General features: G+C 69.2%; 19 protein-coding genes and 3 rRNA genes. 20 read left to right on the plus strand and 2 right to left on the minus strand.

The features are described 5' to 3' along the window. The first annotated feature begins 267 nt into the window (after positions 1-267). Genes argC through AC3EU2_RS14840 form a run of 9 tightly spaced genes read left to right on the plus strand, consistent with a single transcriptional unit; the run spans position 268 to position 8,493 of the window. Positions 268-1,311, plus strand: coding sequence for an N-acetyl-gamma-glutamyl-phosphate reductase (gene argC, locus AC3EU2_RS14800; protein WP_488177049.1), 1,044 nt, complete (start codon positions 268-270; stop codon positions 1,309-1,311). A gap of 5 nt (positions 1,312-1,316) precedes the next feature. Further along, positions 1,317-1,724, plus strand: a complete 408-nt coding sequence (locus AC3EU2_RS14805) for an ACT domain-containing protein (RefSeq protein ID WP_488179497.1) — start codon at positions 1,317-1,319, stop codon at positions 1,722-1,724. Then, positions 1,721-2,872 (plus strand): bifunctional glutamate N-acetyltransferase/amino-acid acetyltransferase ArgJ, encoded by a 1,152-nt coding sequence (argJ, locus tag AC3EU2_RS14810; RefSeq protein WP_488177050.1) that lies wholly within the window; start codon positions 1,721-1,723, stop codon positions 2,870-2,872. The genes AC3EU2_RS14805 and argJ overlap by 4 nt, the downstream gene beginning before the upstream one ends. 10 nt (positions 2,873-2,882) lie before the next feature. Then, entirely contained in the window at positions 2,883-3,767 is an 885-nt protein-coding gene (gene argB / locus AC3EU2_RS14815; protein ID WP_488177051.1) for an acetylglutamate kinase, read from the plus strand. After that, the gene (locus AC3EU2_RS14820; protein WP_488177052.1) at positions 3,764-4,978 is read left to right on the plus strand and encodes an acetylornithine transaminase; all 1,215 of its coding nucleotides are present in this window, start codon (positions 3,764-3,766) and stop codon (positions 4,976-4,978) included. The genes argB and AC3EU2_RS14820 overlap by 4 nt, the downstream gene beginning before the upstream one ends. Next, entirely contained in the window at positions 4,975-5,931 is a 957-nt protein-coding gene (gene argF / locus AC3EU2_RS14825; protein WP_488177053.1) for an ornithine carbamoyltransferase, read from the plus strand. The genes AC3EU2_RS14820 and argF overlap by 4 nt, the downstream gene beginning before the upstream one ends. Next, positions 5,928-6,431, plus strand: coding sequence for an arginine repressor (locus AC3EU2_RS14830; protein WP_488177054.1), 504 nt, complete (start codon positions 5,928-5,930; stop codon positions 6,429-6,431). Before argF ends, AC3EU2_RS14830 begins: the two co-directional genes overlap by 4 nt. After that, the gene (argH, locus tag AC3EU2_RS14835; protein WP_488177055.1) at positions 6,428-7,879 is read left to right on the plus strand and encodes an argininosuccinate lyase; all 1,452 of its coding nucleotides are present in this window, start codon (positions 6,428-6,430) and stop codon (positions 7,877-7,879) included. Before AC3EU2_RS14830 ends, argH begins: the two co-directional genes overlap by 4 nt. Beyond that, on the plus strand, positions 7,876-8,493 hold the full coding sequence (locus AC3EU2_RS14840; protein WP_488177056.1) for a DNA-3-methyladenine glycosylase: 618 nt from the start codon (positions 7,876-7,878) through the stop codon (positions 8,491-8,493). Before argH ends, AC3EU2_RS14840 begins: the two co-directional genes overlap by 4 nt. Here AC3EU2_RS14840 and AC3EU2_RS14845 read toward each other — a convergent pair. Next, on the minus strand, positions 8,450-9,511 hold the full coding sequence (locus tag AC3EU2_RS14845) for an adenosine deaminase (RefSeq protein WP_488177057.1): 1,062 nt from the start codon (positions 9,509-9,511) through the stop codon (positions 8,450-8,452). The two genes, AC3EU2_RS14840 and AC3EU2_RS14845, sit on opposite strands and share 44 nt — an antisense overlap. A gap of 13 nt (positions 9,512-9,524) precedes the next feature. Further along, positions 9,525-10,424 (minus strand): phosphotransferase, encoded by a 900-nt coding sequence (locus AC3EU2_RS14850; RefSeq protein ID WP_488177058.1) that lies wholly within the window; start codon positions 10,422-10,424, stop codon positions 9,525-9,527. Between the two features lie 64 nt (positions 10,425-10,488). On the opposite strand from AC3EU2_RS14850, the gene tyrS reads away from it, so the two are divergent. The 11 genes from tyrS (at position 10,489) to recN (ending at position 24,361) form a co-directional block, all read left to right on the plus strand. Next, positions 10,489-11,748 (plus strand): tyrosine--tRNA ligase, encoded by a 1,260-nt coding sequence (gene tyrS / locus AC3EU2_RS14855; protein WP_488177059.1) that lies wholly within the window; start codon positions 10,489-10,491, stop codon positions 11,746-11,748. Between the two features lie 741 nt (positions 11,749-12,489). Beyond that, positions 12,490-14,013 (plus strand): 16S ribosomal RNA (locus tag AC3EU2_RS14860). 331 nt (positions 14,014-14,344) lie between these two features. Next, positions 14,345-17,458, plus strand: a 23S ribosomal RNA gene (locus tag AC3EU2_RS14865). Between the two features lie 98 nt (positions 17,459-17,556). Further along, positions 17,557-17,673, plus strand: a 5S ribosomal RNA gene (gene rrf, locus AC3EU2_RS14870). The 16S, 23S and 5S rRNA genes sit together here, the layout of an rRNA operon. A 163-nt stretch (positions 17,674-17,836) precedes the next feature. Continuing rightward, positions 17,837-18,817: a tetratricopeptide repeat protein gene (locus AC3EU2_RS14875; RefSeq protein WP_488177060.1), complete on the plus strand. Its 981-nt coding sequence runs from the start codon at positions 17,837-17,839 to the stop codon at positions 18,815-18,817. Continuing rightward, the gene (locus tag AC3EU2_RS14880; RefSeq protein ID WP_488177061.1) at positions 18,814-19,722 is read left to right on the plus strand and encodes an HAD-IIA family hydrolase; all 909 of its coding nucleotides are present in this window, start codon (positions 18,814-18,816) and stop codon (positions 19,720-19,722) included. Before AC3EU2_RS14875 ends, AC3EU2_RS14880 begins: the two co-directional genes overlap by 4 nt. A 65-nt stretch (positions 19,723-19,787) precedes the next feature. Beyond that, a complete protein-coding gene (locus tag AC3EU2_RS14885) occupies positions 19,788-20,669 on the plus strand; it encodes a hypothetical protein (RefSeq protein WP_488177062.1) in 882 nt (293 codons plus the stop codon). Continuing rightward, a complete protein-coding gene (locus AC3EU2_RS14890; RefSeq protein ID WP_488177063.1) occupies positions 20,666-20,914 on the plus strand; it encodes a hypothetical protein in 249 nt (82 codons plus the stop codon). The genes AC3EU2_RS14885 and AC3EU2_RS14890 overlap by 4 nt, the downstream gene beginning before the upstream one ends. Beyond that, complete coding sequence (locus AC3EU2_RS14895; protein ID WP_488177064.1) at positions 20,859-21,719, plus strand: TlyA family RNA methyltransferase; 861 nt, start codon at positions 20,859-20,861, stop codon at positions 21,717-21,719. Before AC3EU2_RS14890 ends, AC3EU2_RS14895 begins: the two co-directional genes overlap by 56 nt. Then, entirely contained in the window at positions 21,716-22,648 is a 933-nt protein-coding gene (locus AC3EU2_RS14900; protein ID WP_488177065.1) for an NAD kinase, read from the plus strand. The genes AC3EU2_RS14895 and AC3EU2_RS14900 overlap by 4 nt, the downstream gene beginning before the upstream one ends. Before the next feature lie 9 nt (positions 22,649-22,657). Then, positions 22,658-24,361: a DNA repair protein RecN gene (gene recN, locus AC3EU2_RS14905; RefSeq protein WP_488177066.1), complete on the plus strand. Its 1,704-nt coding sequence runs from the start codon at positions 22,658-22,660 to the stop codon at positions 24,359-24,361. The last annotated feature ends 7 nt before the right edge of the window (positions 24,362-24,368 follow it).

A 24,368-nucleotide genomic window follows, 5' to 3' on the forward strand; every position in this document is an offset into this window, starting at 1 on the left:
GCGGACCGACGCCGCGCAGCGCCGAGACGGACAGCCTCCCGACGAGGTCCCGGAGGTCGGACACGGGGGCCTCGGCCGGCTCCCACGGCAGGCCGCGCGCGACACCGCTGGGGCGCATGACGACCTCGGCCTTGCGCGCGACGAGGGCGGCGAGCTCTTGCGGTCCCACGTCAGAGCTCCGCCGGAAGCGGATCTCGATCCAGCCGAACACCTGATACCCCGTGGACGGAATTGCATAGAGTTGTCGCTGCGTGCAAGACTATGCACATGCTGAAGGTCGCAGTCGCCGGTGCCAGCGGCTACGCCGGGGGCGAGGCCCTCCGTTGGCTGCTCGAGCACCCCGCGGTGGAGATCGGCGCGGTGACGGCCGGTGGCAACGCGGGGACGACGCTCGGCGCGATCCACCCCCACCTGCGGTCTCTCGCGGACCGGGTGCTGCTGGAGACCACCCCCGACACGCTGTCCGGGCACGACGTCGTCATCCTCGCCCTGCCGCACGGCCACTCGGCTTCGGTGTCGTCCGCGCTCGCCGCCGACACGGTCGTCATCGACTGCGGCGCGGACTTCCGGTTGAGCAGCGAGTCCGCGTGGACGACCTTCTACGACACCGCGTATGCCGGCTCGTGGGCCTACGGACTGCCCGAGCTGCCCCTGTCCGGCGGGGGTCGCGGGCGGGACGACCTCGCCGGCACGCAGCGCATCGCGGTCCCCGGCTGCTACCCGACGGCGGTGAGCCTGGCCCTCGCACCGGGCCTCGCCGCCGGCGTCGTCGAGGGTGACGACGTCGTCGTCGTCGCCGCCTCCGGCACCTCCGGCGCGGGCAAGGCGCTCAAGCCGCACCTGCTCGCCTCCGAGGTCATGGGCTCGATGTCGCCCTACGGCGTCGGTGGGACGCACCGGCACACCCCCGAGATCGAGCAGAACCTCGAGGCGGCGGCCGGCGCTCCGGTCCGGGTCTCGTTCACGCCGACGCTGGCTCCGATGCCCCGCGGCATCCTCGCGACGTGCACCGCCAGGGTCGTGCCGGGCACGTCGGCCGCGGACGTGCGCGAGGCGTGGCGGACGGCATACGCCGACGAGACGTTCGTCCACCTGCTCGAGCCCGGCACGTGGCCGGCCACCGCACATGTCGTCGGCAGCAACCACGTCGTCGTCCAGGTCGCCCTCGACGAGCGCGCCGGCCGCGTCGTCGCCGTCGCCGCTGTCGACAACCTCGCCAAGGGCACCGCGGGCGCGGCCGTGCAGTGCCTCAACCTCGCCGTCGGACTCCCCGAGTCGACGGGCCTCCTCGGATCGGGGGTGGCGCCGTGAGCGCCATGCCACTGCACCTCATGACCCACCCGGAGGCGCTCGTCGTCGCGCGTCTCGACGCCGGCGCCGAGCCCGACTGGGACTGGACGCCGGGCCCCTTCGCCTCCCTGAGCAGGTCACCCCGGGAGACCTCCGTCGTGTGCCTCGAGGACGTCGTGCCCGCGGGTGTCCTCACCGAGGGCCCGTTCCGCGCCGTCGAGGTCGCCGGTCCCCTCGCCTTCGACGCCGTCGGTGTCATGTCCGAGATCCTCGCCCCGCTCGTCCCTGCCGGCATCAGCGTCCTCGCGCTCTCGACCTACGACACCGACTGGATCCTCGTGCCGCAGGGCGGGATCACCGTCGCGGAGGCCGTGTGGCGCAAGGCGGGCCTCATCGTCACCCCGACCGTCCTCACCGGGCGGAGCGGGTCGTGAGCGTCACTGCAGCGCAGGGCTTTCGGGCAGCCGGCGCTACGGCAGGCCTCAAGGCGTCGGGCGCGAGCGACGTCGCCCTGGTGGCCAACGACGGACCCGACCACCACGTCGCCGCCGTGTTCACGACCAACCGGGTCGAGGCGGCCCCGGTCACCTGGTCGCGCCAGGTCGTCTCGGACGGGCGGGCCGACGCCGTCTTCCTCAACTCCGGCGGCGCCAACGCGTGCACCGGCGCGCGCGGGTTCCAGGACACCCACCGCACCGCCGAGCTCGTGGCCGACGCCCTGGGCGTGAGCGCCTCGGACGTGGTCGTGTGCTCCACCGGGCTCATCGGGGAGTTCTTGCCGATGGACCGCATCGAGACGGGCGTCCTGCTCACGGCCGGGGGGCTGTCGGCTGACGGCGGCCCGACCGCCGCCCGCGCCATCATGACGACCGACTCCGTGCCCAAGGAGGCCGTCGTCACGGGCGACGGGTGGACCGTGGGCGGCATGGCCAAGGGCGCGGGCATGCTCGCTCCCGGGCTGGCGACGATGCTCTGCGTCCTCACGACCGACGCGGTCGCCGACGCCGCCGACCTCGACGCCGCGCTGCGTGCGGCCACGGCGACGACCTTCGACCGCGTCGACTCGGACGGCTGCATGTCGACGAACGACACCGTGGTCCTGCTGGCCTCCGGGGCGTCGGGAGTGCGGGTGGGTCCCGGCGCCCTCACGGCAGCGCTCACCCGGGTGTGCGGTGACCTCTCGCGGCAGCTCGTGGCCGACGCCGAGGGCGCGAGCCACGAGATTGCCGTCGAGGTGCGGTCGGCCGCGACCGAGGCGGACGCCGTCGAGGTGGCCCGGTCGGTCACCCGCAGCAACCTGTTCAAGGCGGCCATCTTCGGTGCCGACCCCAACTGGGGTCGCGTGCTCGCCGCGGTCGGCACCACGGGCGCGGCGTTCGACCCGGCCCGGCTCGACGTCGAGATCAACGGCGTCCAGGTCTGTCGCGCAGCGACGGTCGGCGACGACCGCTCGCTCGTCGACCTCACCCCGCGCGAGGTCCGCGTCGTCGTCGACCTCCACGCCGGGCTCGCCACGGCGACGGTGTGGACCAACGACCTCACCCACGACTACGTCCACGAGAACTCCGCGTACAGCTCGTGAAGGAGCAGCGATGACCCACGACGGCCACCGGGCCAGGGCGAGGACCCTCGTCGAGGCCCTGCCGTGGCTGGAGCGGTTCCGCGGCGCGCTCGTCGTCGTCAAGTACGGCGGGAACGCCATGGTCGACGACGACCTCAAGCTCGCCTTCGCGCAGGACATCGCCTTCCTCCGGTATGCCGGCCTGCGACCCGTCGTCGTGCACGGCGGCGGTCCGCAGATCCAGGCGATGCTCGACCGGCTCGGTCTCGCCAGCGAGTTCAAGGGCGGCCTGCGCGTCACGACGCCCGAGGTCATGGACGTCGTGCGGATGGTGCTCACGGGGCAGGTCGGTCGCGAGCTCGTCGGCCTGCTCAACCAGCACGGCCCGATCGCCGTGGGCCTGTCGGGCGAGGACGGCGCGCTGTTCGGCGCCCGTCGTCGCGGCGTCGTCGTCGAGGGCGTGGAGGAGGACCTCGGACTGGTGGGCGACGTCGTCACCGTCAACACGCAGTCGGTTGTCGACCTCCTCGACGCCGGCCGGATCCCCGTCGTGTCCACGGTGGCCCCCGACCTCGACCACGAGGGCCAGGTCCTCAACGTCAACGCCGACACGGCGGCGGCCGCCCTCGCGGCGGCGCTCGGGGCCCGCAAGCTCGTCGTCCTCACCGACGTCGAGGGCGTGTACGCCGACTGGCCGGACCGGACATCGCTCCTCTCGACCCTGCCGCTCAGCCGCGCGCGCGAGCTGCTCCGCACGGTGGACAGCGGCATGATCCCCAAGCTCGAGGCCTGCATCCGGGCCGTCGAGAACGGCGTGCCGCAGGCGCACGTCATCGACGGCCGCGAACCCCACGCCCTGCTCCTCGAGGTCTTCACCTCCGAGGGCATCGGCACGATGATCGAGGAGGACGCATGAGCACCACGGCCCCCACGTCCCGGTCGCAGGACCTGCTCGACCGGTACGAGCACTCCCTCATCACGGTCTTCGGGACCCCGCAGCTCGTGCTCGAGCGCGGCGACGGCGCCTGGGTCTGGGACGTCGACGGCAAGCGCTACCTCGACCTCGTCGGCGGCATCGCCGTCAACGCCCTCGGCCACAACCACCCGGCGCTCGTCGCCGCGGTGTCGAAGCAGGTCGGCGAGATGGCGCACATCTCCAACTTCTTCACCTCCCGGGTGCAGGTCGAGCTCGCCGAGCGAGTCCTCGCGATCGCCGGGGCGCCGGCCGGCTCCGGGGTGTTCTTCGCGAACTCGGGAGCCGAGGCCATCGAGGCTGCGATCAAGCTGTCGCGGCGGACCGGTCGCACCGGCATCGTCGCCGCCGAGGGCGCCTTCCACGGGCGCACCACGGGGGCCCTGGCCCTCACGCACAAGCCCGCCTACCGCACGCCCTTCGCCCCGCTCATCGAGCAGGTGAGCCACGTCCCCTTCAACGACGTCGACGCCCTGCGCTCCGCCGTGACGCGCTCGACCGCCGCCGTCGTCCTCGAGCCGGTCCAGGGTGAGGCGGGAGCGGTCGTCGCGGACCCGGCATACCTCCGTGCCGCCCGCGAGATCACCACGGCCGCGGGCGCGTTGCTCGTCATCGACGAGGTCCAGTCCGGCATCGGCCGCACCGGCGACTGGTTCGGGCACACGGCGAGCGGCATCGTCCCCGACGCGATCACCCTCGCCAAGGGCCTAGGCGGCGGGCTCCCCATCGGGGCGCTCGTGACCTTCGGCCCGGACGTCACCGGGCTCCTCACCGCCGGGCAGCACGGCTCGACCTTCGGCGGCAACCCGCTCGTGTCCGCGGCGGCGCTGAGCGTGCTGGACACCATCGAGGCCGACGGCCTGCTGGACCACGTGGCGCGCACCGGCGAGCACCTCGCCGACGCGGTGACCGCCCTCGAGCACCCCGACGTGGTCGGCGTCCGCGGACGCGGCCTGCTGCGCGCCATCGTGCTGCGCTCCGACCTCTCCGCCGGCATCACCGCCGCGGCACGCGACGCCGGCTTCCTCGTCAACCCCGTGGCCCCCGACGCCCTGCGGCTCGTCCCCCCGCTCACCATCACGCGTGACGAGCTCGACCTCTTCGTCACCGCCCTGCCCTCGCTCATCGCCATCGCCAAGGAGTCGGCACCATGACCACGACCGTCCGTCACTTCCTCCGGGACGACGACGTCTCGCCGCAGGAGCAGGCCGAGATCCTCGAACGCGCCACCGCCATCAAGTCGCGGCCGTTCAGCGACCGGACCCTGGAGGGTCCGCAGGTCGTCGCCGTCCTCTTCGACAAGCAGACCCTGCGCACGCAGGTCTCGTTCGCCGCGGCCATCGCCCACCTCGGCGGCTTCCCCCTCGTCATCGACGGCAAGCTCGCCCAGGTCGGGGTGCGCGAGTCGATCGCCGACGTCGCGCGCGTGCTGACCCGCGAGGCCACGGCGATCGTGTGGCGCACCTACGGCCAGGAGCGCATCGAGGAGATGGCCGCGCACTCCAGCGTCCCGGTCGTCAACGCCCTCACCGACGAGTTCCACCCGTGCCAGATCCTCGCCGACCTGCTCACCATCAAGGAGCACAAGGGGCGGCTCGCCGGGCTGACCTTCGCCTACGTCGGTGACGGGGCCAACAACATGAGCCACAGCTACCTGCTCGGCATGGCCATGTCGGGCCTGCACGTGCGCATCGGGACGCCGGCGACCTACCAGCCGCACCCGTCGGTGCTCGCCCGGGCCCGGGCCATCGCCTCCGAGACCGGGGGATCGGTGACGATCGTCGAGGACCCGGCCGAGGCCGTGGCGGGCGTGGACGTGGTCGCGACCGACACCTGGGTCTCCATGGGGTTCGAGAAGGAGAAGGACTCGCGGCAGGGGTCGACCAGCCCCTTCGCCCGCTACGCGGTGAGCGCCGAACTGATGGCCCGGGCCGCGCCGGACGCGATCTTCCTGCACTGCCTGCCGGCGTACCGCGGCTTCGAGGTCGACGCCTCGGTCATCGACGGGCCCCAGTCGGTCGTCTGGGACGAGTCCGAGAACCGCCTGCACGCCCAGAAGGCCGTGCTGTCGTGGCTCGTCGAGAAGTCCGGCGGTGACCGCCGATGACGATCTCCTCCAGCCGCACCGCGCGGCAGCAGCGCATCGTCTCGATCCTGTCCAGCCGCGCCGTCCGGTCGCAGACCGAGCTCCTCGGGATCCTCGCGGCCGACGGCATCGACGTCACCCAGGCGACCCTGTCCCGTGACCTCGTCGACGTCGGCGCGGAGAAGGTGCGGGTCGGCAAGAGCCTCGTGTATGCCGTGCCGGGCGAGGGCGGTGACCGCACCGTGCGCGTCGCGCCCGACGGGCAGGAGACGACGAGCCGGCTCGCCCAGCGGTGCCACGAGCTCCTCGTGTCGGCCGACGTGTCCGCCAACCTCGTCGTCCTCCGGACACCGCCGGGGGCCGCGAACTTCCTCGCCTCGGCCATCGACCACACGAGCGTGCGAGGCGTCGTCGGCACGATCGCCGGGGATGACACGATCATGGTGATCACGACGAGTGCCTCCACCTCCCGCACGGTGGCCGGGCGCCTCATGGCCTACACCCGCAAGGAGAACGTGTGAGCGACTCGGGTTCGACCACCCCGGACCAGGGGCGCCTCAGCCTGTGGGGCGGGCGCTTCTCCGGGGGCCCCGCCGACGCGTTGGCCGAGCTGTCCCGGTCGACGCACTTCGACTGGCGGCTGGCCCTGCACGACGTCGCCGGTTCCCGTGCCCACGCGCGGGTCCTCCACGCGGCCGGACTGCTCGGTGACGACGACCTGGCCGCGATGCTCGCCGGCCTGCAGGCGCTGGCGGGCGACGTGGAGTCCGGCGCGTTCGTCCCGGCACCGGACGACGAGGACGTGCACACCGCGCTCGAGCGCGGCCTCATCGAGCGGGCCGGGTCCGACGTCGGCGGCCGGCTCCGCGCCGGGCGGTCCCGCAACGACCAGGTCGCCACCCTCGTCCGGATGTACCTCCGCGAGCACGCACGCACCGTCGGCGGGCTGGTGCTCGACGTCGTCGACGCCCTCATGTCGCAGGCGCAGCGGCACCCGGCGGTGGCGATGCCCGGACGCACGCACCTCCAGCACGCCCAGCCCGTCCTGCTCGCCCACCACCTGCTCGCCCACGCGTGGCCGCTCCTGCGCGACGTCGACCGGCTCCGCGACTGGGACCGGCGCGCCGCCCTCAGTCCCTACGGGTCCGGCGCCCTGGCCGGCAGCTCGCTCGGCCTCGACCCCGAGGCCGTGGCCGCGGACCTCGGCTTCGCGGGCTCGGTCGAGAACTCCATCGACGGCACCGCGGCCCGCGACGTCGTCGCCGAGTTCGCGTTCGTCACCGCCATGGTCGCGGTCGACCTGTCGCGCCTCGCCGAGGAGGTCATCCTCTGGGCGACCAAGGAGTTCGGCTTCGTCACGCTCGACGACTCGTACTCGACCGGGTCGAGCATCATGCCGCAGAAGAAGAACCCCGACGTCGCCGAGCTCGCGCGTGGCAAGGCCGGCCGGCTCGTCGGCAACCTCACCGGGCTCCTCACGACCCTCAAGGGCCTCCCGCTCGCCTACAACCGCGACCTCCAGGAGGACAAGGAGCCGGTGTTCGACTCGATCGACACGCTCGAGGTCCTGCTGCCGGCGTTCAGCGGCATGGTGGAGACGCTGGTGTTCGACACCGACCGCCTCTCGGCGCTCGCGCCCCAGGGCTTCTCGCTCGCCACCGACATCGCCGAGTGGCTCGTCCGCGAGGGGGTGCCGTTCCGGGTCGCGCACGAGGTGGCGGGGGAGTGCGTGCGGGTGTGCGAGTCCCGCGGCATCGAGCTGTGGGACCTCTCCGACGACGACCTCGCGGCCGTCTCGGAGCACCTGACCCCCGCGGTGCGTGAGGTGCTCACGGTCGAGGGGTCCCTCGCGTCCCGGGACGCCAAGGGCGGCACCGCGCCGGTGCGGGTCGCGGAGCAGCGGCAGCGGGCTGCCGATGCCGCGTCGGACGCCCGGTCCTGGACCGCGGCGCCTCCCGTCACCCGGTGACCCTGCCGCGGTCGTTCTTCGCGCGGCCGGCGCCGGTCGTGGCGCCGGAGCTGCTCGGGTGCCTGCTCACCCATGCCGGCGTGACCGTCCGGCTGACCGAGGTGGAGGCCTACACCGGCGAGGGGACCGACCCGGGGTCGCACGCCTTCCGTGGCCGGACCCCGCGGACCGAGGTGATGTTCGGTGAGGCCGGGCACCTCTACGTCTACTTCAGCTACGGCATGCACTGGTGCGCCAACGTCGTCTGCGGCGACGAGGGCGAGGCGCAGGCCGTGCTGCTCCGGGCCGGTGAGGTCGTCGGCGGCCGCGACGTGGCCGCCACGCGGCGGGCCGGGGTTCGCGAACGCGACTGGGCCCGTGGTCCCGCGCGCCTCACCAGCACGCTCGGGGTCGACCGGTCCCACGACGGGGCGGACGTCTGCGCTCCGGGGGCCGCGGTGACCTTCGCTGCTCCCGTGGAGCCGGTCCCTCCGGGGGCAGTCCGCACCGGTCCGCGGGTCGGCGTGAGCGGCCCCGGTGGTGACGGGACGGCATACCCCTTCCGGTTCTGGCTCGACGCGGAGCCGACGGTCAGCGCCTACCGGCCGGCGGTCGCCCGTCGACGTACGTCCTGATCTCGTCGCGCACGCGCCGCTTCACGTCGTCCGGCGCACAGCTCACGTCGACCGCGGTGCGGGCGAGGTCGGCCAGCCCGTGCTCGTCCAGGTCGAGCAGGTCGGCGGCGATGGCGTACTCCCGCCCCAGGGTGGTGCCGAACATCGGGGGGTCGTCGCTGTTGACCGTGACGACGACACCGGCGTCACGCAGCGCCCGGATCGGGTGCTCGGCCAGCTCCGCGACGCAGCGGGTGGCGATGTTCGACGTCGGGCACACCTCGAGCGGGATGCGCTCGGCGACGAGTCGTTCGACGAGGGCGGGGTCGTCCACGGCCCGGATCCCGTGCCCGATGCGCTCGGCGCCCAGGGCGTCGAGGGCGTCCCACACCGACTGGGCGTCGGTCGACTCGCCCGCGTGCGGCAGCGAGCGCAGGCCGGCCGCCCGGGCGCGGTCGAAGTACGGGGCGAACTGCCGGCGCGGCACCTCGGGACCCCCGAGGCCGAAGCCGACGAGCGCGCTCGGTCCGTGCTCGAGCGCGTAGCCGAGCGTCGCGTCGGCCGACTCGAGACCTGCCTCACCGGGGATGTCGTAGATCCAGCGGAGCACGATGCCGTGGTCCCTCTCGGCCAGGCGCCGGGCGTCCTCGATCGCCTCGGTGTAGGCCTCGATCGGGATGCCGGCCCGCACGCTGGTGAACGGTGTCATGGTCAGCTCGGCATAGCGGACCTGTTGCGCCGCAAGGCCTTCCGCCACCTCGTAGGTGAGCAGGTGGAGGTCCTCCGGGGTGCGGAGGAGCGAGACGACGGCGAGGTAGACGTCGATGAAGTGGGCGAAGTCGGAGAACGTGTAGAAGTTGCGGAGCGCCTCGATCCCCTGCGGCACACCGGAGTCCGGGTGGCGCTCGGCCAGCCGCGCCACCGTCTCGGGCCGCGCCGACCCCACGTGGTGCACGTGCAGCTCTGCCTTGGGCAACCCGGCGATGAACCCCGCGTATGCCGTGTGCCCGCCTTGCGTGCCTGCTGCCTGTTCGGTCATGGTCGCCAGTCTTTCAGCCGGAGAGCGCCTCGGTGAGCGCCCGCGCACCCAGCGGCGCAAGCGGGTGCCGACGCGGTGCGTACACCCACTCGGCGAGGGCGCCCTGCACGGCGGCGAGGGCCCGCCCCCACGCCCACGAGACGTCGTCGACGTCGAGCAGGTCCCGGAAGCGGTCGCGCCCCGGCGGGTCGAGGACCCACCAGGCGGGTGTGAGGTCCCACGCGGCGCAGCCCGTCGTGAGCGTGCCGAAGTCGATCAGCCCCACGAGCCGCCCGTCCCGGACGACGAGGTTCCCCGGGATGAGGTCGGCGTGCAGGAGCACCGGTTCCGCCGGGGGCTCGCCCGCGGCGAGAGCCCGCGCGACGACGTCCCGCACCGGGCCGGGGTCGAAGGGTCCGGCGACCGGGTCGACCTGGCGCCCCAGCCCGGCCACGCGGTCACGGAGGTGCCCACCGCGAGAACCCCGCGGCAGGAGGTCGTCGGGGACCGCCGTGAGGTCCACGGCGCGCAGCCGCGTGACCGTCCCGGCGAGGTCCCCGGCCCACGAGGAGGGCACGTCTCCCGCGAGGACCCGGGCGGACGCGTCCTCCCCGGCGACCCAGCGGTTGACGGCCCAGGCGTGGGGGAAGTGCTCGGTGGGGGCTCCGACGTGCTCGACGACCGGCAGCTCGAGCGGGAGGAGCCCCCGGAGGCGGGGGAGCCACTCGACCTCCCGGTGCAGACCCTGCTCCGCCGACGCGTCGCGGGGCAGCCGCACGAGGAGCTCTGCGCCGAGCCGGTAGGTCGTGTGCTCCGTCCCCGACGTGGCCATGGCCCGCAGGGGGAGGTCGCACCACTGGGGACACTGCTCGGCCACGAGCGACCGCGCGACGTCGAGGTCCACGGGTGTCTGTCCCTCGAAGAGCGTCGGCACCGTCCCATCCCACACCGCGACGCGCGTGGTCGTCCACCGGGACGCCCGTGGCAGGCTGGCGCCCGTGAACGACATCCTCGCGGAACTGCAGTGGCGCGGCCTCGTGGCGCAGACCACGGACGAGAGCGCCCTGCGGGACGCCCTGACCGGGGGGCAGGTCACCGCCTACTGCGGCTTCGACCCGACGGCACCGTCGCTGCACTTCGGCAACCTCGTCCAGCTCGTGGTCCTGCGGCACCTGCAGCGCGCCGGCCACCGGGTCATCTGCCTGGTCGGGGGGTCCACCGGTCTCATCGGCGACCCGCGGCCGAGCTCGGAGCGGGTGCTCAAGACCAAGGAGCAGACGGCCGAGTGGGTGGGGCGCATCCAGGAGCAGGTGCAGCCCTTCCTCGAGTTCGAGGGGGACAACGCGGCGGTGATGGTCAACAACCTCGACTGGACCGCGCCGATGTCGGCGCTGGACTTCCTGCGCGACATCGGCAAGCACTTCCGGGTCAACCAGATGGTGAGGAAGGAGGCGGTGGCGGCCCGGCTCGCGTCGGACGAGGGGATCTCGTACACGGAGTTCAGCTACCAGATCCTCCAGGGCCTGGACTTCCTCGAGCTCTACCGCTCGCACGGCTGCACGCTCCAGACCGGCGGGCAGGACCAGTGGGGGAACCTCACCGCCGGCTCGGACCTCATCCACAAGGTCGAGGGCGAGTCGGTGCACCTGCTCACGACCCCCCTGGTCACCGACGCCGCGGGCAACAAGTTCGGCAAGAGCGAGGGCAACGCCGTCTGGCTCTCCGCCGACATGACGAGCCCGTACGCCTTCTACCAGTACTGGGTCAACGTCGAGGACGCCTCCGTGGTCAAGCTCCTGAAGATCTTCACCGACCGGACGCGGGAGCAGGTCGCCGAGCTCGAGCGACAGGTGACGGAGGAGCCCTTCCGCAGGGCGGCCCAGCGCGCCCTCGCCGCCGACGTCACGACCCTGGTGCACGGAGCCGCGGCGACCGCGTCGGTCCAGGCGGCCTCCGAGGCCCTGTTCGGCAAGGGCGACCTCGCCGCCCTCGACGCGGCGACGCTGCGTGACGCGACCGCCGAGCTGCCCGGGGGCGAGGTGTCCGCGGGGATGACGGTGACCGATGCGCTCGTGGCCGTGGGACTCGTGGACTCCCGCAACGCCGCACGCCGCGCGATCGGTGACGGTGGGGCCTCGGTGAACGGCGAGAAGGTCACCGATCCCGAGCTCACGCTCGGTGACGAGCACTTCCTGCACGGCTCCGTGGCCATCCTCAGGCGTGGACGCAAGTCCATGGCAGCGGGTTTCAAAGTCTAGATCCGTTGTGCCACAACGGAATCGCGAACGCCGAGGCCGTACGGAGCCACCCGAGGGCAGTGCCGATTTGTGTTCTGCGGAGAACGTCCTCTAATGTTCTCGACGTCAGCCCGACAGGGAGGAACGGACACCACCGCGTGAGGCCCAGCGCCTCGCACGAAGTAGGCCGGTCCCGGGGCAGACCCCAACAGCCAGACACGGCGGAAACGCCGCGGACGGAGCAACGCCCAGAGGGTGTTACGGTTGGGAAAGTCCACACCGACAGCTGCGGAAACGCGAAGTTGGAGTAGCGCCGAAAGGCAGTTACAGTGGCACCGCCCACCAGGCCGCATCAGCGCGAGACGCGGGTGTGGAACGGCCGCCGAGAGGCTGCTACGGTGGGAGCCCGCCAAGATCCAAGCGCGATCATGACCGGCCCGCTCAGCGAGCGGATCACGGATTTGACGCCCAAGCATGGACGCGGGTAAGTTTGAACAGTTGCCCCGGATCACGACTCACCGAGTCGGGTGATGGTGCGCGTCCGAACCTTGAGAACTCAACAGCGTGTCAAAAATCGATGCCAATAACCTCGTCTCGAGGTGATGGCGAGCCGGCCTCAGGTCGGGGAGCAATCACTCTCGAACGAAAATCCTTTGGTTGACAATGATCATCTAGCAATAGCTAGTTGTTCTTGCTCAGCCAGTGTGACAACCCTTCATCGGGTTTAGTTTTGTCCGGTCCTTCGGGGTCGGGCGCTGAACATCAACGGAGAGTTTGATCCTGGCTCAGGACGAACGCTGGCGGCGTGCTTAACACATGCAAGTCGAACGGTGATCTCGAGAGCTTGCTCTCGAGTGAGCAGTGGCGAACGGGTGAGTAACACGTGAGTAACCTGCCCCAGACTCTGGAATAAGCGCTGGAAACGGCGTCTAATACCGGATATGAGACGGAGTCGCATGACTACCGTTTGGAAAGTTTTTCGGTCTGGGATGGACTCGCGGCCTATCAGCTTGTTGGTGAGGTAACGGCTCACCAAGGCAATGACGGGTAGCCGGCCTGAGAGGGCGATCGGCCACACTGGGACTGAGACACGGCCCAGACTCCTACGGGAGGCAGCAGTGGGGAATATTGCACAATGGGCGAAAGCCTGATGCAGCGACGCCGCGTGAGGGATGACGGCCTTCGGGTTGTAAACCTCTTTCAGCAGGGAAGAAGCGAAAGTGACGGTACCTGCAGAAGAAGCACCGGCTAACTACGTGCCAGCAGCCGCGGTAATACGTAGGGTGCGAGCGTTGTCCGGAATTATTGGGCGTAAAGAGCTTGTAGGCGGTTTGTCGCGTCTGCTGTGAAAATCCGGGGCTCAACCCCGGACTTGCAGTGGGTACGGGCAGACTAGAGTGTGGTAGGGGAGACTGGAATTCCTGGTGTAGCGGTGAAATGCGCAGATATCAGGAGGAACACCGATGGCGAAGGCAGGTCTCTGGGCCATTACTGACGCTGAGAAGCGAAAGCATGGGGAGCGAACAGGATTAGATACCCTGGTAGTCCATGCCGTAAACGTTGGGAACTAGGTGTGGGTCTCATTCCACGAGATCCGTGCCGCAGCTAACGCATTAAGTTCCCCGCCTGGGGAGTACGGCCGCAAGGCTAAAACTCAAAGGAATTGACGGGGGCCCGCACAAGCGGCGGAGCATGTGGATTAATTCGATGCAACGCGAAGAACCTTACCAAGGCTTGACATATACCGGAAACATCTGGAGACAGGTGCCCCGCAAGGTCGGTATACAGGTGGTGCATGGTTGTCGTCAGCTCGTGTCGTGAGATGTTGGGTTAAGTCCCGCAACGAGCGCAACCCTCGTTCTATGTTGCCAGCGCGTAATGGCGGGGACTCATAGGAGACTGCCGGGGTCAACTCGGAGGAAGGTGGGGATGAGGTCAAATCATCATGCCCCTTATGTCTTGGGCTTCACACATGCTACAATGGCCGGTACAAAGGGCTGCGAAACCGCAAGGTGGAGCGAATCCCAAAAAACCGGTCTCAGTTCGGATTGGGGTCTGCAACTCGACCCCATGAAGTTGGAGTCGCTAGTAATCGCAGATCAGCAACGCTGCGGTGAATACGTTCCCGGGCCTTGTACACACCGCCCGTCAAGTCACGAAAGTCGGTAACACCCGAAGCCGGTGGCCCAACCCTTGTGGAGGGAGCCGTCGAAGGTGGGACTGGCGATTGGGACTAAGTCGTAACAAGGTAGCCGTACCGGAAGGTGCGGCTGGATCACCTCCTTTCTAAGGAGCACTGGCGCGCAAGCGTCCAGAGCCTGGTCTGTCGGCGTACGTTCGACAGCAGGTGCTCAAGGGTGGAACATCGATTATTTGGCGCCGCGAACTCTCGCAACACGCAAGTACACCTCTTCGGAGGACGGAAAGCGTTCGTGAGGGAGCCGGCGCCTGACACGTTGTTGGGTCCTGAGGGCTCGGGCGAAAGCTCGACCTGAAGGCCGGTATCCGGTCAGGACCTTCACCATGGCGAACCACCGAGTCATCTCGGGAGGCGCCAAGACTGGTGAAGGGCCGCCCGTATGTTGAGAACTACACAGTGGACGCGAGCATCTTTGTGGCTCAAGTTTTTAAGGGCGCACGGTGGATGCCTTGGCACCAGGAACCGAAGAAGGACGTAGGAATCTGCGATAAGCCACGGGGAGTCGATAACCAGACTATGATCCGTGGATTTCCGAATGGGGAAACCCGGCTGGAGGCAAGTCCAGTCACTCCTGCCTGAATATATAGGGCAGGTAGAGGGAACGTGGGGAAGTGAAACATCTCAGTACCCACAGGAAGAGAAAGCAACCGCGATTCCGTGAGTATTGGCGAGAGAAAGCGGATGAGGCTAAACCGATCATGTGTGATAGCTGTCAGGCGTTGCATGGTCGGGGTCGTGGGACCTCTCAGTCAGGACTGACATCCTGGCATGGAGTCAAAAATTCGCGTTATAGTCGAAGGGCATTGAAAGGCCCGGCACAGAGGGTGCGACCCCCGTAGACGAAATGACGCGAACTCCAGAGAGTTATCCCAAGTAATACGGGGCCCGAGAAATCCCGTATGAATCTGGCGGGACCACCCGCTAAGCCTAAATATTCCCTGGTGACCGATAGCGGACAAGTACCGTGAGGGAAAGGTGAAAAGTACCCCGGGAGGGGAGTGAAATAGATCCTGAAACCGTGTGCCTACAATCCGTTGGAGCCTCCTTGTGGGGTGACAGCGTGCCTTTTGAAGAATGAGCCTGCGAGTTAGTGCTCAGTGGCGAGGTTAACCCGTGTGGGGAAGCCGTAGCGAAAGCGAGTCCGAATAGGGCGAATGAGTCGCTGGGTCTAGACCCGAAGCGGAGTGATCTACCCATGGCCAGGTTGAAGCGACGGTAAGACGTCGTGGAGGACCGAACCCACTTAGGTTGAAAACTGAGGGGATGAGCTGTGGGTAGGGGTGAAAGGCCAATCAAACTCCGTGATAGCTGGTTCTCCCCGAAATGCATTTAGGTGCAGCGTCACGTGTTTCTTACCGGAGGTAGAGCTACTGGATAGCTAATGGGCCTCACCAGGTTACTGACGTTAGCCAAACTCCGAATGCCGGTAAGTGAGAGCGTGGCAGTGAGACTGCGGGGGATAAGCTCCGTAGTCGAGAGGGAAACAGCCCAGACCACCATCTAAGGTCCCAAAGCGTGTGCTAAGTGGAAAAGGATGTGGAGTTGCATTGACAACCAGGAGGTTGGCTTAGAAGCAGCCACCCTTTAAAGAGTGCGTAATAGCTCACTGGTCAAGTGATTCCGCGCCGACAATGTAGCGGGGCTCAAGCACACCACCGAAGCTGTGGCATTGACACATTGCCCGGTTGTGATACCTGAGGGTTCACGATCCAAGCGTGTTGATGGGTAGGGGAGCGTCGTGTGGCCAGGGAAGCGGCGGAGTGATCCAGCCGTGGAGGCCACACGAGTGAGAATGCAGGCATGAGTAGCGAATGACGGGCGAGAAACCCGTCCGCCGAATAACCAAGGGTTCCAGGGTCAAGCTAATCTGCCCTGGGTAAGTCGGGACCTAAGGCGAGGCCGACAGGCGTAGTCGATGGACATCCGGTTGATATTCCGGAACCGGCGAAGAACCGCCCATGACGAACCTTTTGATGCTAAGTGCCTGAAACTTGATGACGTCTTCGGACAGATTCGAGCGGAGCGCACGACCCGATTTGGTAGTAGTCAAGCGATGGAGAGACGCAGGAAGGTAGCCTCCGCGTGGCGATGGTAGTCCACGTCCAAGGGTGTAGGGAGTGAGATAGGCAAATCCGTCTCACACATATCCTGAGACCTGATAGTGACCGCGAATGCGGGAAGCAGGGTGATCCTATGCTGCCAAGAAAATCTTCTAGCGAGGTTCGAGCCGCCCGTACCCCAAACCGACTCAGGTGGTTAGGTAGAGAATACCAAGGCGATCGAGTGAATCATGGTTAAGGAACTCGGCAAAATACCCCCGTAACTTCGGGAGAAGGGGGGCCCGGATCCTGAAGTGACTAGCTCACTAGGGAGAACGGCCGCAGAGACCAGGGAGAAGCGACTGTTTACTAAAAACACAGGTCCGTGCTAAGTCGCAAGACGATGTATACGGACTGACGCCTGCCCGGTGCTGGAAGGTTAAGAGGACGGGTTAGATCTTAGGGTCGAAGCTCAGAATTTAAGCCCCAGTAAACGGCGGTGGTAACTATAACCATCCTAAGGTAGCGAAATTCCTTGTCGGGTAAGTTCCGACCTGCACGAATGGCGTAACGACTTCTCCACTGTCTCAACCATGAACTCGGCGAAATTGCACTACGAGTAAAGATGCTCGTTACGCGCAGCAGGACGGAAAGACCCCGGGACCTTTACTATAGCTTGGTATTGGTGTTCGGTACGGCTTGTGTAGGATAGGTGGGAGACTGTGAAGCATGCACGCCAGTGTGTGTGGAGTCAACGTTGAAATACCACTCTGGTCGTTCTGGATATCTAACCTAGGTCCGTGATCCGGATCAGGGACATTGCCTGGTGGGTAGTTTAACTGGGGCGGTTGCCTCCTAAAAGGTAACGGAGGCGCTCAAAGGTTCCCTCAGCCTGGTTGGTAATCAGGTTTTGAGTGTAAGTGCACAAGGGAGCTTGACTGCGAGACAGGCATGTCGAGCAGGGACGAAAGTCGGAACTAGTGACCCGGCGCTGGCTTGTGGAAGCGGCGTCGCTCAACGGATAAAAGGTACCCCGGGGATAACAGGCTGATCTTGCCCAAGAGTCCATATCGACGGCATGGTTTGGCACCTCGATGTCGGCTCGTCGCATCCTGGGGGTGGAGTCTCTCCCAAGGGTTGGGCTGTTCGCCCATTAAAGCGGTACGCGAGCTGGGTTTAGAACGTCGTGAGACAGTTCGGTCCCTATCCGCTGTGCGCGTAGGAAATTTGAGAAGGGCTGTCCCTAGTACGAGAGGACCGGGATGGACGAACCTCTGGTGTGTCAGTTGTTCTGCCAAGAGCACCGCTGATTAGCTACGTTCGGAAGTGATAACCGCTGAAAGCATCTAAGCGGGAAGCACGCTTCAAGATGAGATTTCCATGGGGTTTACCCCGAGAGGCTCCCAGCTAGACTACTGGGTTGATAGGCCAGACGTGGAAGTGCAGCAATGCATGTAGCTGACTGGTACTAATAAGCCGATAACTTGATACACACTAAAAAGTTTTGCTCGCGTCCACTGTGCAGTTCCCGAGATACGGTCGGCTGTTCCCACCTCCAGGTGGTGAACCCGATTGACATCTCCATAGAGTTTCGGCTGTCATAGCGAAGGGGAAACGCCCGGCTCCATTCCGAACCCGGAAGCTAAGCCCTTCAGCGCCGATGGTACTGCACTGGTGACGGTGTGGGAGAGTAGGACGCAGCCGGACATACTTTCCAGAAATGGCCCGCCGATTCGGCGGGCCATTTCTCATTTCTCGGCCCTTTCTTTGGTCGGAATTCGCACGACGGACGCGCACGATCGCGCTCGTCCTAGACTGTGTCTGCTCCTGCGGTGCTGCGGCGCCGCCCGACCGCCCCTGGAGGCTTCCGATGACTGATGAGAATCGCGGACCACGACGTGAGGGCGCACGGGACGACTCCCGTCGCGGTGGCCCCGGTCGTGAGGGCGGCTCCCGCGGTCGCGACGCCAGTGGGCGCCCCCCGCGTAGCTCCGCTGCCCCCGACCGAGGTCGGGCCGGCGGCCGAGACGACCGGCGCGGCGACGCCCGCGACGATCGCGGGCGCGACGCTGGCCGTCCCCCGCGTGGGGGAGCCGAGCGCGACGACAGGGGCGGCCCCCGACTGGTACCCAAGACGGGGCGCCGACCCGAGCCGAGCATCCCGGACGGGGTCACCGGCAAGGAGCTGGACCGGTCGGTCCACCAGCAGCTGAGGACCCTGAGCAAGGAGAACGCCGACGGGGTGGCCAAGCACCTCGTCATGGTCGCCGCCCTGCTCGAGGCCGACGAGCTCGAGAACGCCATGGCCCACGCGGAGACCGCGGTCCGTCGCGCCGGCCGCGTGCCGGCAGCGCGGGAGGCCCTGGGCATGGTGGCCTACCGCTCCGGTGACTTCGCCCGGGCCCTCGGAGAGTTCCGCACCGTGCGCCGGATCAGCGGATCGGACCACCTCCTCCCGCTCATGGTCGACTGCGAGCGGGGACTGGGCCGCCACGAGCGGGCTCTCGATCTCGCGCAGTCGCCGGAGGCGAGGCGGTTGCCCAAGGAGGAGCGGGTCGAACTCACCATCGTCATCAGCGGCATCCGGCGAGACCTCGGCCAGACAGACGCGGCCCTGGTCGCCCTGCAGATCCCGGAGCTGAAGAAGCACAACCAGCCGCGGCTGGCGTATGCGTACGCCGACACGTTGCTCGGGCTCGGCCGGACCGACGAGGCGCGCGAGTGGTTCCAGCGGGCGGCCGACGCCGACGTGGAGTACGAGACGGATGCCGTGGAGCGGCTCGAGGAGCTCGACGGCGTGAGCCCGACCGACCTGCTCGGGGGTGCCGAGGAGGACGAGGTCGACGAGTGAGGCTCGTCGACCGGTACGACGCGCTCATCGTCGACCTCGACGGGGTCGTCTACCGCGGGGACCCAGCCGTCCCGTATGCGGTCGAGGAGCTGTCGACGGCCGGCCTCCCCGTCCAGTTCGCGACGAACAACGCCTCCCGACCGCCGGCGGCGGTGGGTGACCACCTCCGCCGTCTCGGGCTGGCCATCGACGACACGTCCGTGGCCACGAGCAGCCAGGCGGCGGCGTGGGTCCTCACCCGGCACGTGGCCGTCGGCGCCCGGGTCCTCGCGATCGGAGGACCCGGGGTCTCGGACGCCTTGCGGGAGCAGGGCTTCGTGCCGGTGACCTCGGCGGCGGACCACCCGGTGGCGGTCGTGCAGGGCTACGGCCCCGCGGTGACCGCGGACGACCTGGCGCAGGCGGCTTACGCCGTGCAGGCCGGTGCCCTGTGGCTGGCCACCAACACCGACCACACGCTTCCCACCGCAGCCGGCTTCGCGCCGGGCAACGGGGCGCTCGTCCTCGCGGTCGGTGCCGCCGTCGGGCGCGGACCGGAGCTCGTCGCCGGCAAGCCGGACGAGCCGTTGTACCTCCTGTGCGCCGAGCGGCTCGGGGTGGACCCCAGCCGCATCCTCGCCATCGGCGACCGCCTCGAGACCGACATCGAGGGGGCCACCGCGGCGGGGATGGACTCGTTGCTCGTCCTCACCGGCGTGCACGGCGTGCGCGACGCCCTGACGGCACGGCGCGCGGCGCGACCGACGTGGATCGCCGCCGACCTGCGCGCACTCTCGGCCGACGAGCGGGATCTCGAACCGGCCGCGAAGGCGCTGCGCGAGGAGTGGGCCGTCCGTGACGAGGCCCCGGCGGGCGCCGACATCAGTCGCGCGATGCCACCTGCGCTGGCGTCCCTCTCCGGCTGAGCCGGCCGAGGACGGGGGTGGCCGAGTAGCGTGTGCGACAACCACCCCGAACCACAGGAGGAACCATGGCCAAGCGGTCGATGATCCAGGGATATGTCGAGCTCGCCTCCGGGCTGGGCGAGATGACCAAGAGCGCTGCCCGGGACGCAGCAGCCGAGCTCGTCGCCCTGACCAACAACGACCTCTCGCCGAAGAAGGTCACCAAGCAGGCGGGCAAGCTCGCCGACGAGCTCGTCGCCGCCGCCAACACCAACCGCCGCAACCTCGTCGCCCTCGTGCGCGCAGAGGTCGACAAGGCCGTCGGCCGCCTCGACGTCGCCACCCTGCAGCAGGAGCTGTCCCAGGTGTCCGCGACCGTGCACTCCCTTCGCGGACAGGTCGAGGACCTGGCCAGCACGCTCTCGGGTCGCTCGGTCGCGACCGCCGGCACCGCCGCCACCGGAGTGGCCACGGTGGCCGACGCCGCCGGTGACGCGGTGTCCGACGCCGCTGCCGCGACCACTACACCGGTCTCCGCGACGCCCACCCGCCGCCCGGCCCGGTCGTCCCTGAAGAAGACGGCATCGACGGCCGCGAAGACGGCGACGTCCTCGCCTCGGAAGGCTGCGTCCACGACGTCGACGGCCACCGCGAAGAAGGCCACCGCGAAGAAGTCCACGGCCAAGAAGTCCACGGCGAAGAAGTCCACGGCGAAGAAGGCGACGGGCACGACGTCGGCGGCGAAGAGCTCCACCGGCGCCCCCTCCTCGGCGAAGAAGACGGCCTCGAACGCGAAGACGTCCACCGCGAAGAAGACGTCGCCGGCCACCACGTCGACCTCCAGCACGTCCCCCGCCAGGAAGGCCCCGACCGCGAAGAAGACGTCGACCGCGAAGAAGACGTCGACCGCGAAGAAGACCTCGACGGGGACGCCGTCGACGAGCTCGGCCTCGGCGGGCAGCGCGTGAGCGAGCACCCCCACGCCGGGCCGGAGGGCGACGCCGGCGCGGAGCCGACGCCGACCCCCGCACCCGGGGACTCCGCCGGCCCCTCGGGAGCCGGTTCGGACGCTCCCGAGACGGGCGACCTCGTCATCGACGCCGCCCTGCGTGACCTCGCGGCAACGCCCGAGGACGACCTCGACGCACAGATCGAGCGTGGCGAGCAGGTCCAGCGCACCCTGCAGGGCCGTCTCGGCGACCTGGGCGGCTGACATCGCTCGGCTCGACGCCGAGCTCGTCCGGCGCGGCCTGGCTCGCTCGCGCGGTGAGGCGCGGGAGCTGGTCGAGGCCGGCCAGGTCACGGTGCAGGGACGGGTGGTGCGCAAGGCGGCGGCACCGGTCGAGCCCGACACGGACCTCGTCGTCGCGGACGACGGTCCCCGGTGGGTCGGCCGGGCCGCGCACAAGCTCGACCACGCCTTCGCGCAGTGGGAGCCCGACGGTCTGACCGCGACCGGACGGCGCTGCCTCGACGTCGGAGCCTCGACGGGCGGGTTCACCCAGGTCCTGCTGCACCGCGGCGCGGAGCACGTCGTCGCGCTGGACGTCGGGCGCGACCAGCTCGACGCGGGGCTGCGGGAGGACCCACGGGTGACCGAGCGCAGCGGCACCTCGATCCGCGACACGAGCGCCGACGATCTCGGCACCTTCGACCTCGTGGTCGCCGACCTGTCCTTCATCTCACTGACGCTCGTCCTCGCGGCGATCGCCGGGCTGACCCGCGACGGCGGCGACGTCGTCGTCCTCGTCAAGCCCCAGTTCGAGGTCGGGCGGGGCCGGCTCAGCAAGAACGGCCTCGTCACCGACCCCAGGCACCGCCGCCGCGCCCTCACCGACGTCGTCACGGCGGCTGGCGAGGCGGGTCTGGGCCTCCACGGACTCATCCGCAGCCCCATCACCGGTGGTGAGGGCAACACCGAGTACCTGTTGTGGGGGAGGTCCGGGCTCTCGGGCACGATGGACCCGGACGCGGTGCACGCCGCCGTCCGGGACCTCGCCAAGGAAGGACGCGCATGAGTGAGCCGCGACGCATCCTGCTCGTCGTCCACCCCGCGCGCCCGGAGGTCCACGACCACGCGCTCGGCGTCGTCCGCCGGCTCAACTCCGCCGGCGTCCACGTCGCCGTCATCGGCCACGAGATGCGGGGCACCCCGCTCGAGGGACAACCCGACCTCCTCGCCGCGCACCCCGACGACCCCACCCACGGGTGTGAGCTCGTCTGCATCCTCGGCGGGGACGGGTCGATCCTGCGCGCCGCCGAGCTGTCCCGCGGGTCGGGGGTGCCGCTCCTCGGCGTGAACTTCGGCCACGTCGGCTTCCTCGCCGAGGTGGAACGCGACGACCTCGACGTCACCGTGGAGCGCATCGTCTCCCGCGACTACACCATCGAGGAACGCATGACCCTCGAGGTCACGGCCTTCCACGACGGCGAGACGGTGTTCGAGAGCTGGGCTCTCAACGAGGTCACCGTCGAGAAGGCCTCGCGAGAGCGGATGATCGAGCTCACCGTCGAGATCGACGGGCGTCCCCTGTCCACGTGGGGCTGCGACGGGGTCGTCATGGCGACCCCGACCGGCTCCACCGCCTACGCGTTCTCGGCCGGGGGACCGGTGGTGTGGCCCGACGTCGACGCCCTGCTGCTCGTCCCCATCAGTGCGCACGCCCTGTTCGCCCGCCCCCTCGTCGTCGGCCCCGACAGCCAGCTCGCCGTCGAGGTGGTGCCCCGGACCCAGGGCTCCGGCGTCGTCTGGTGCGACGGGCGCCGTGCGGTCGACCTCCCGCCCGGCGCGCGGATCCAGGTGCACCGCAGCGAGGACCCCGTGCGGCTCGCGCGCTTCGCCGGCTCACCCTTCACCGACCGACTGGTCGAGAAGTTCGACCTGTCGGTCCACGGCTGGCGCGGCACGGCTCGCCGTGCTGCCGAGGCCGACGCGGACCGGGGCTGACAGCCCGCCGTGCTCCAGGAGATCAGGATCCAGGACCTCGGGATCATCGACGAGTCGCTCATCGAGTTTGGCCCGGGCCTGACCGTGCTCACCGGCGAGACCGGTGCCGGCAAGACCATGGTCGTGACGAGTCTCGGCCTGCTGCTCGGGGCGCGGTCCGACTCCGGGCTCGTCCGCGAGGGCGCCGACCGGGCCGTCGTCGAGGGCGTCTTCGACGTCCCCGTCGACCACCCGGCGACCGTGCGGGCCACCGAGGCCGGGGGTGACGTCGACGGTGCCCTCGTGCTCGTCCGTACCGTCAGCGGCGAGGGTCGCTCCCGGGCGCACGTCGGCGGCCGCAGCGCCCCGGTGGGTGTCCTCGGCGAGCTCGGGGAGCACCTCGTCGCGGTCCACGGGCAGGCCGACCAGTGGCGGCTGCGCCGCCCCGACGAGCACCGGGAGCTGCTGGACGCCTTCGGTGCCGAGCCCGTGTCGGCGGCGCGGACGGCATACGCCAATGCGTATGCCGCCCACGCGACCGCCGTGACGACGCTCGAGACCCTGCGTGCCGCGGCCCGCGAGCGGGCCCAGGAGCTCGACCTGCTCCACCGCGGCCTCGAGCGCATCGAGGCCGCCGAGCCGCAGTCCGGCGAGGACGCCGCGCTGCGCGTGGAGGACGAGCGACTCGCCCACGCCGAGGAGCTGCGCCAGGGCTCGTCCGAGGCGCAGGTGCTGCTCGCCGGCGGTGACGACACCTACGGCGACGTCGACGACGGTGTCATCGGCGCCTTGGCGCGGGCTCGGGCGGCGCTCGGCCAGGTGAGCGCGAACGACCCCGCCCTGGCCGACCTCGAGCGACGCCTCACCGAGGTGGCCCACCTCGTCAACGACCTCGCCTCGGACCTCTCGGGCTATGTCGCCGACGTCGACCTCGACCCCGGCCGGCTCACCTGGGTCCAGCAGCGCCGCGCGGAGCTGAGCGAGCTGACCCGCAGCTACGGCGACACCGTCGACGACGTCATCGCGTGGGGACTCACCGCGTCCCGACGCGTCCTCGAGCTCGAGGGCGACGACGGCCGCATCGCCGACCTCGAGCGGGACGTTGCCAGGCTCGACGAGGAGCGCACCCGGCTGGCGGGGGACCTCGGCGACGCCAGGCGAGCCGCCGCCGCCAGGCTGGGGGAGCGCATCGGCGACGAGCTCGCGCACCTCGCAATGGGCTCGGCGCGCGTCGTCGTCGCCGTGACGGCGGCCGCGCGGCTCGGTCCGCACGGGGGCGACGACGTGGAGATCGGGCTGGCCGCCAACGTCGGCAGCGCGCCGCGCAGCGTGAGCAAGGTCGCCTCCGGCGGTGAGCTGTCGCGGGTGATGCTCGCCATCGAGGTCGCCACCGCTCAGGCCACCGGGTCGGTGCCGACCTTCGTCTTCGACGAGGTCGACTCCGGGGTCGGCGGCCGGGCCGCGCTCGACGTCGGGGCGCGGCTGGCGGCCTTGGCGTCGTCCGCGCAGGTCATCGTCGTCACCCACCTCGCCCAGGTGGCCGCGCACGCCGACCACCACCTCGTCGTCTCGAAGTCCGACGACGGCCACGTGACCCGCAGCGGCGTGCGCCGGGTGACCGGCGAGGACCGCGTCACGGAGCTCGCCCGGATGATGGCCGGGTCGGTGAGCGAGGCCGCCCTCGAGCACGCGCGGGACCTGCTGTCGGACCTCGGTCGCAGCATCGACGCCTGAGCGGCCG

Source organism: Knoellia sp. B-D-2 (assembly GCF_057714695.1).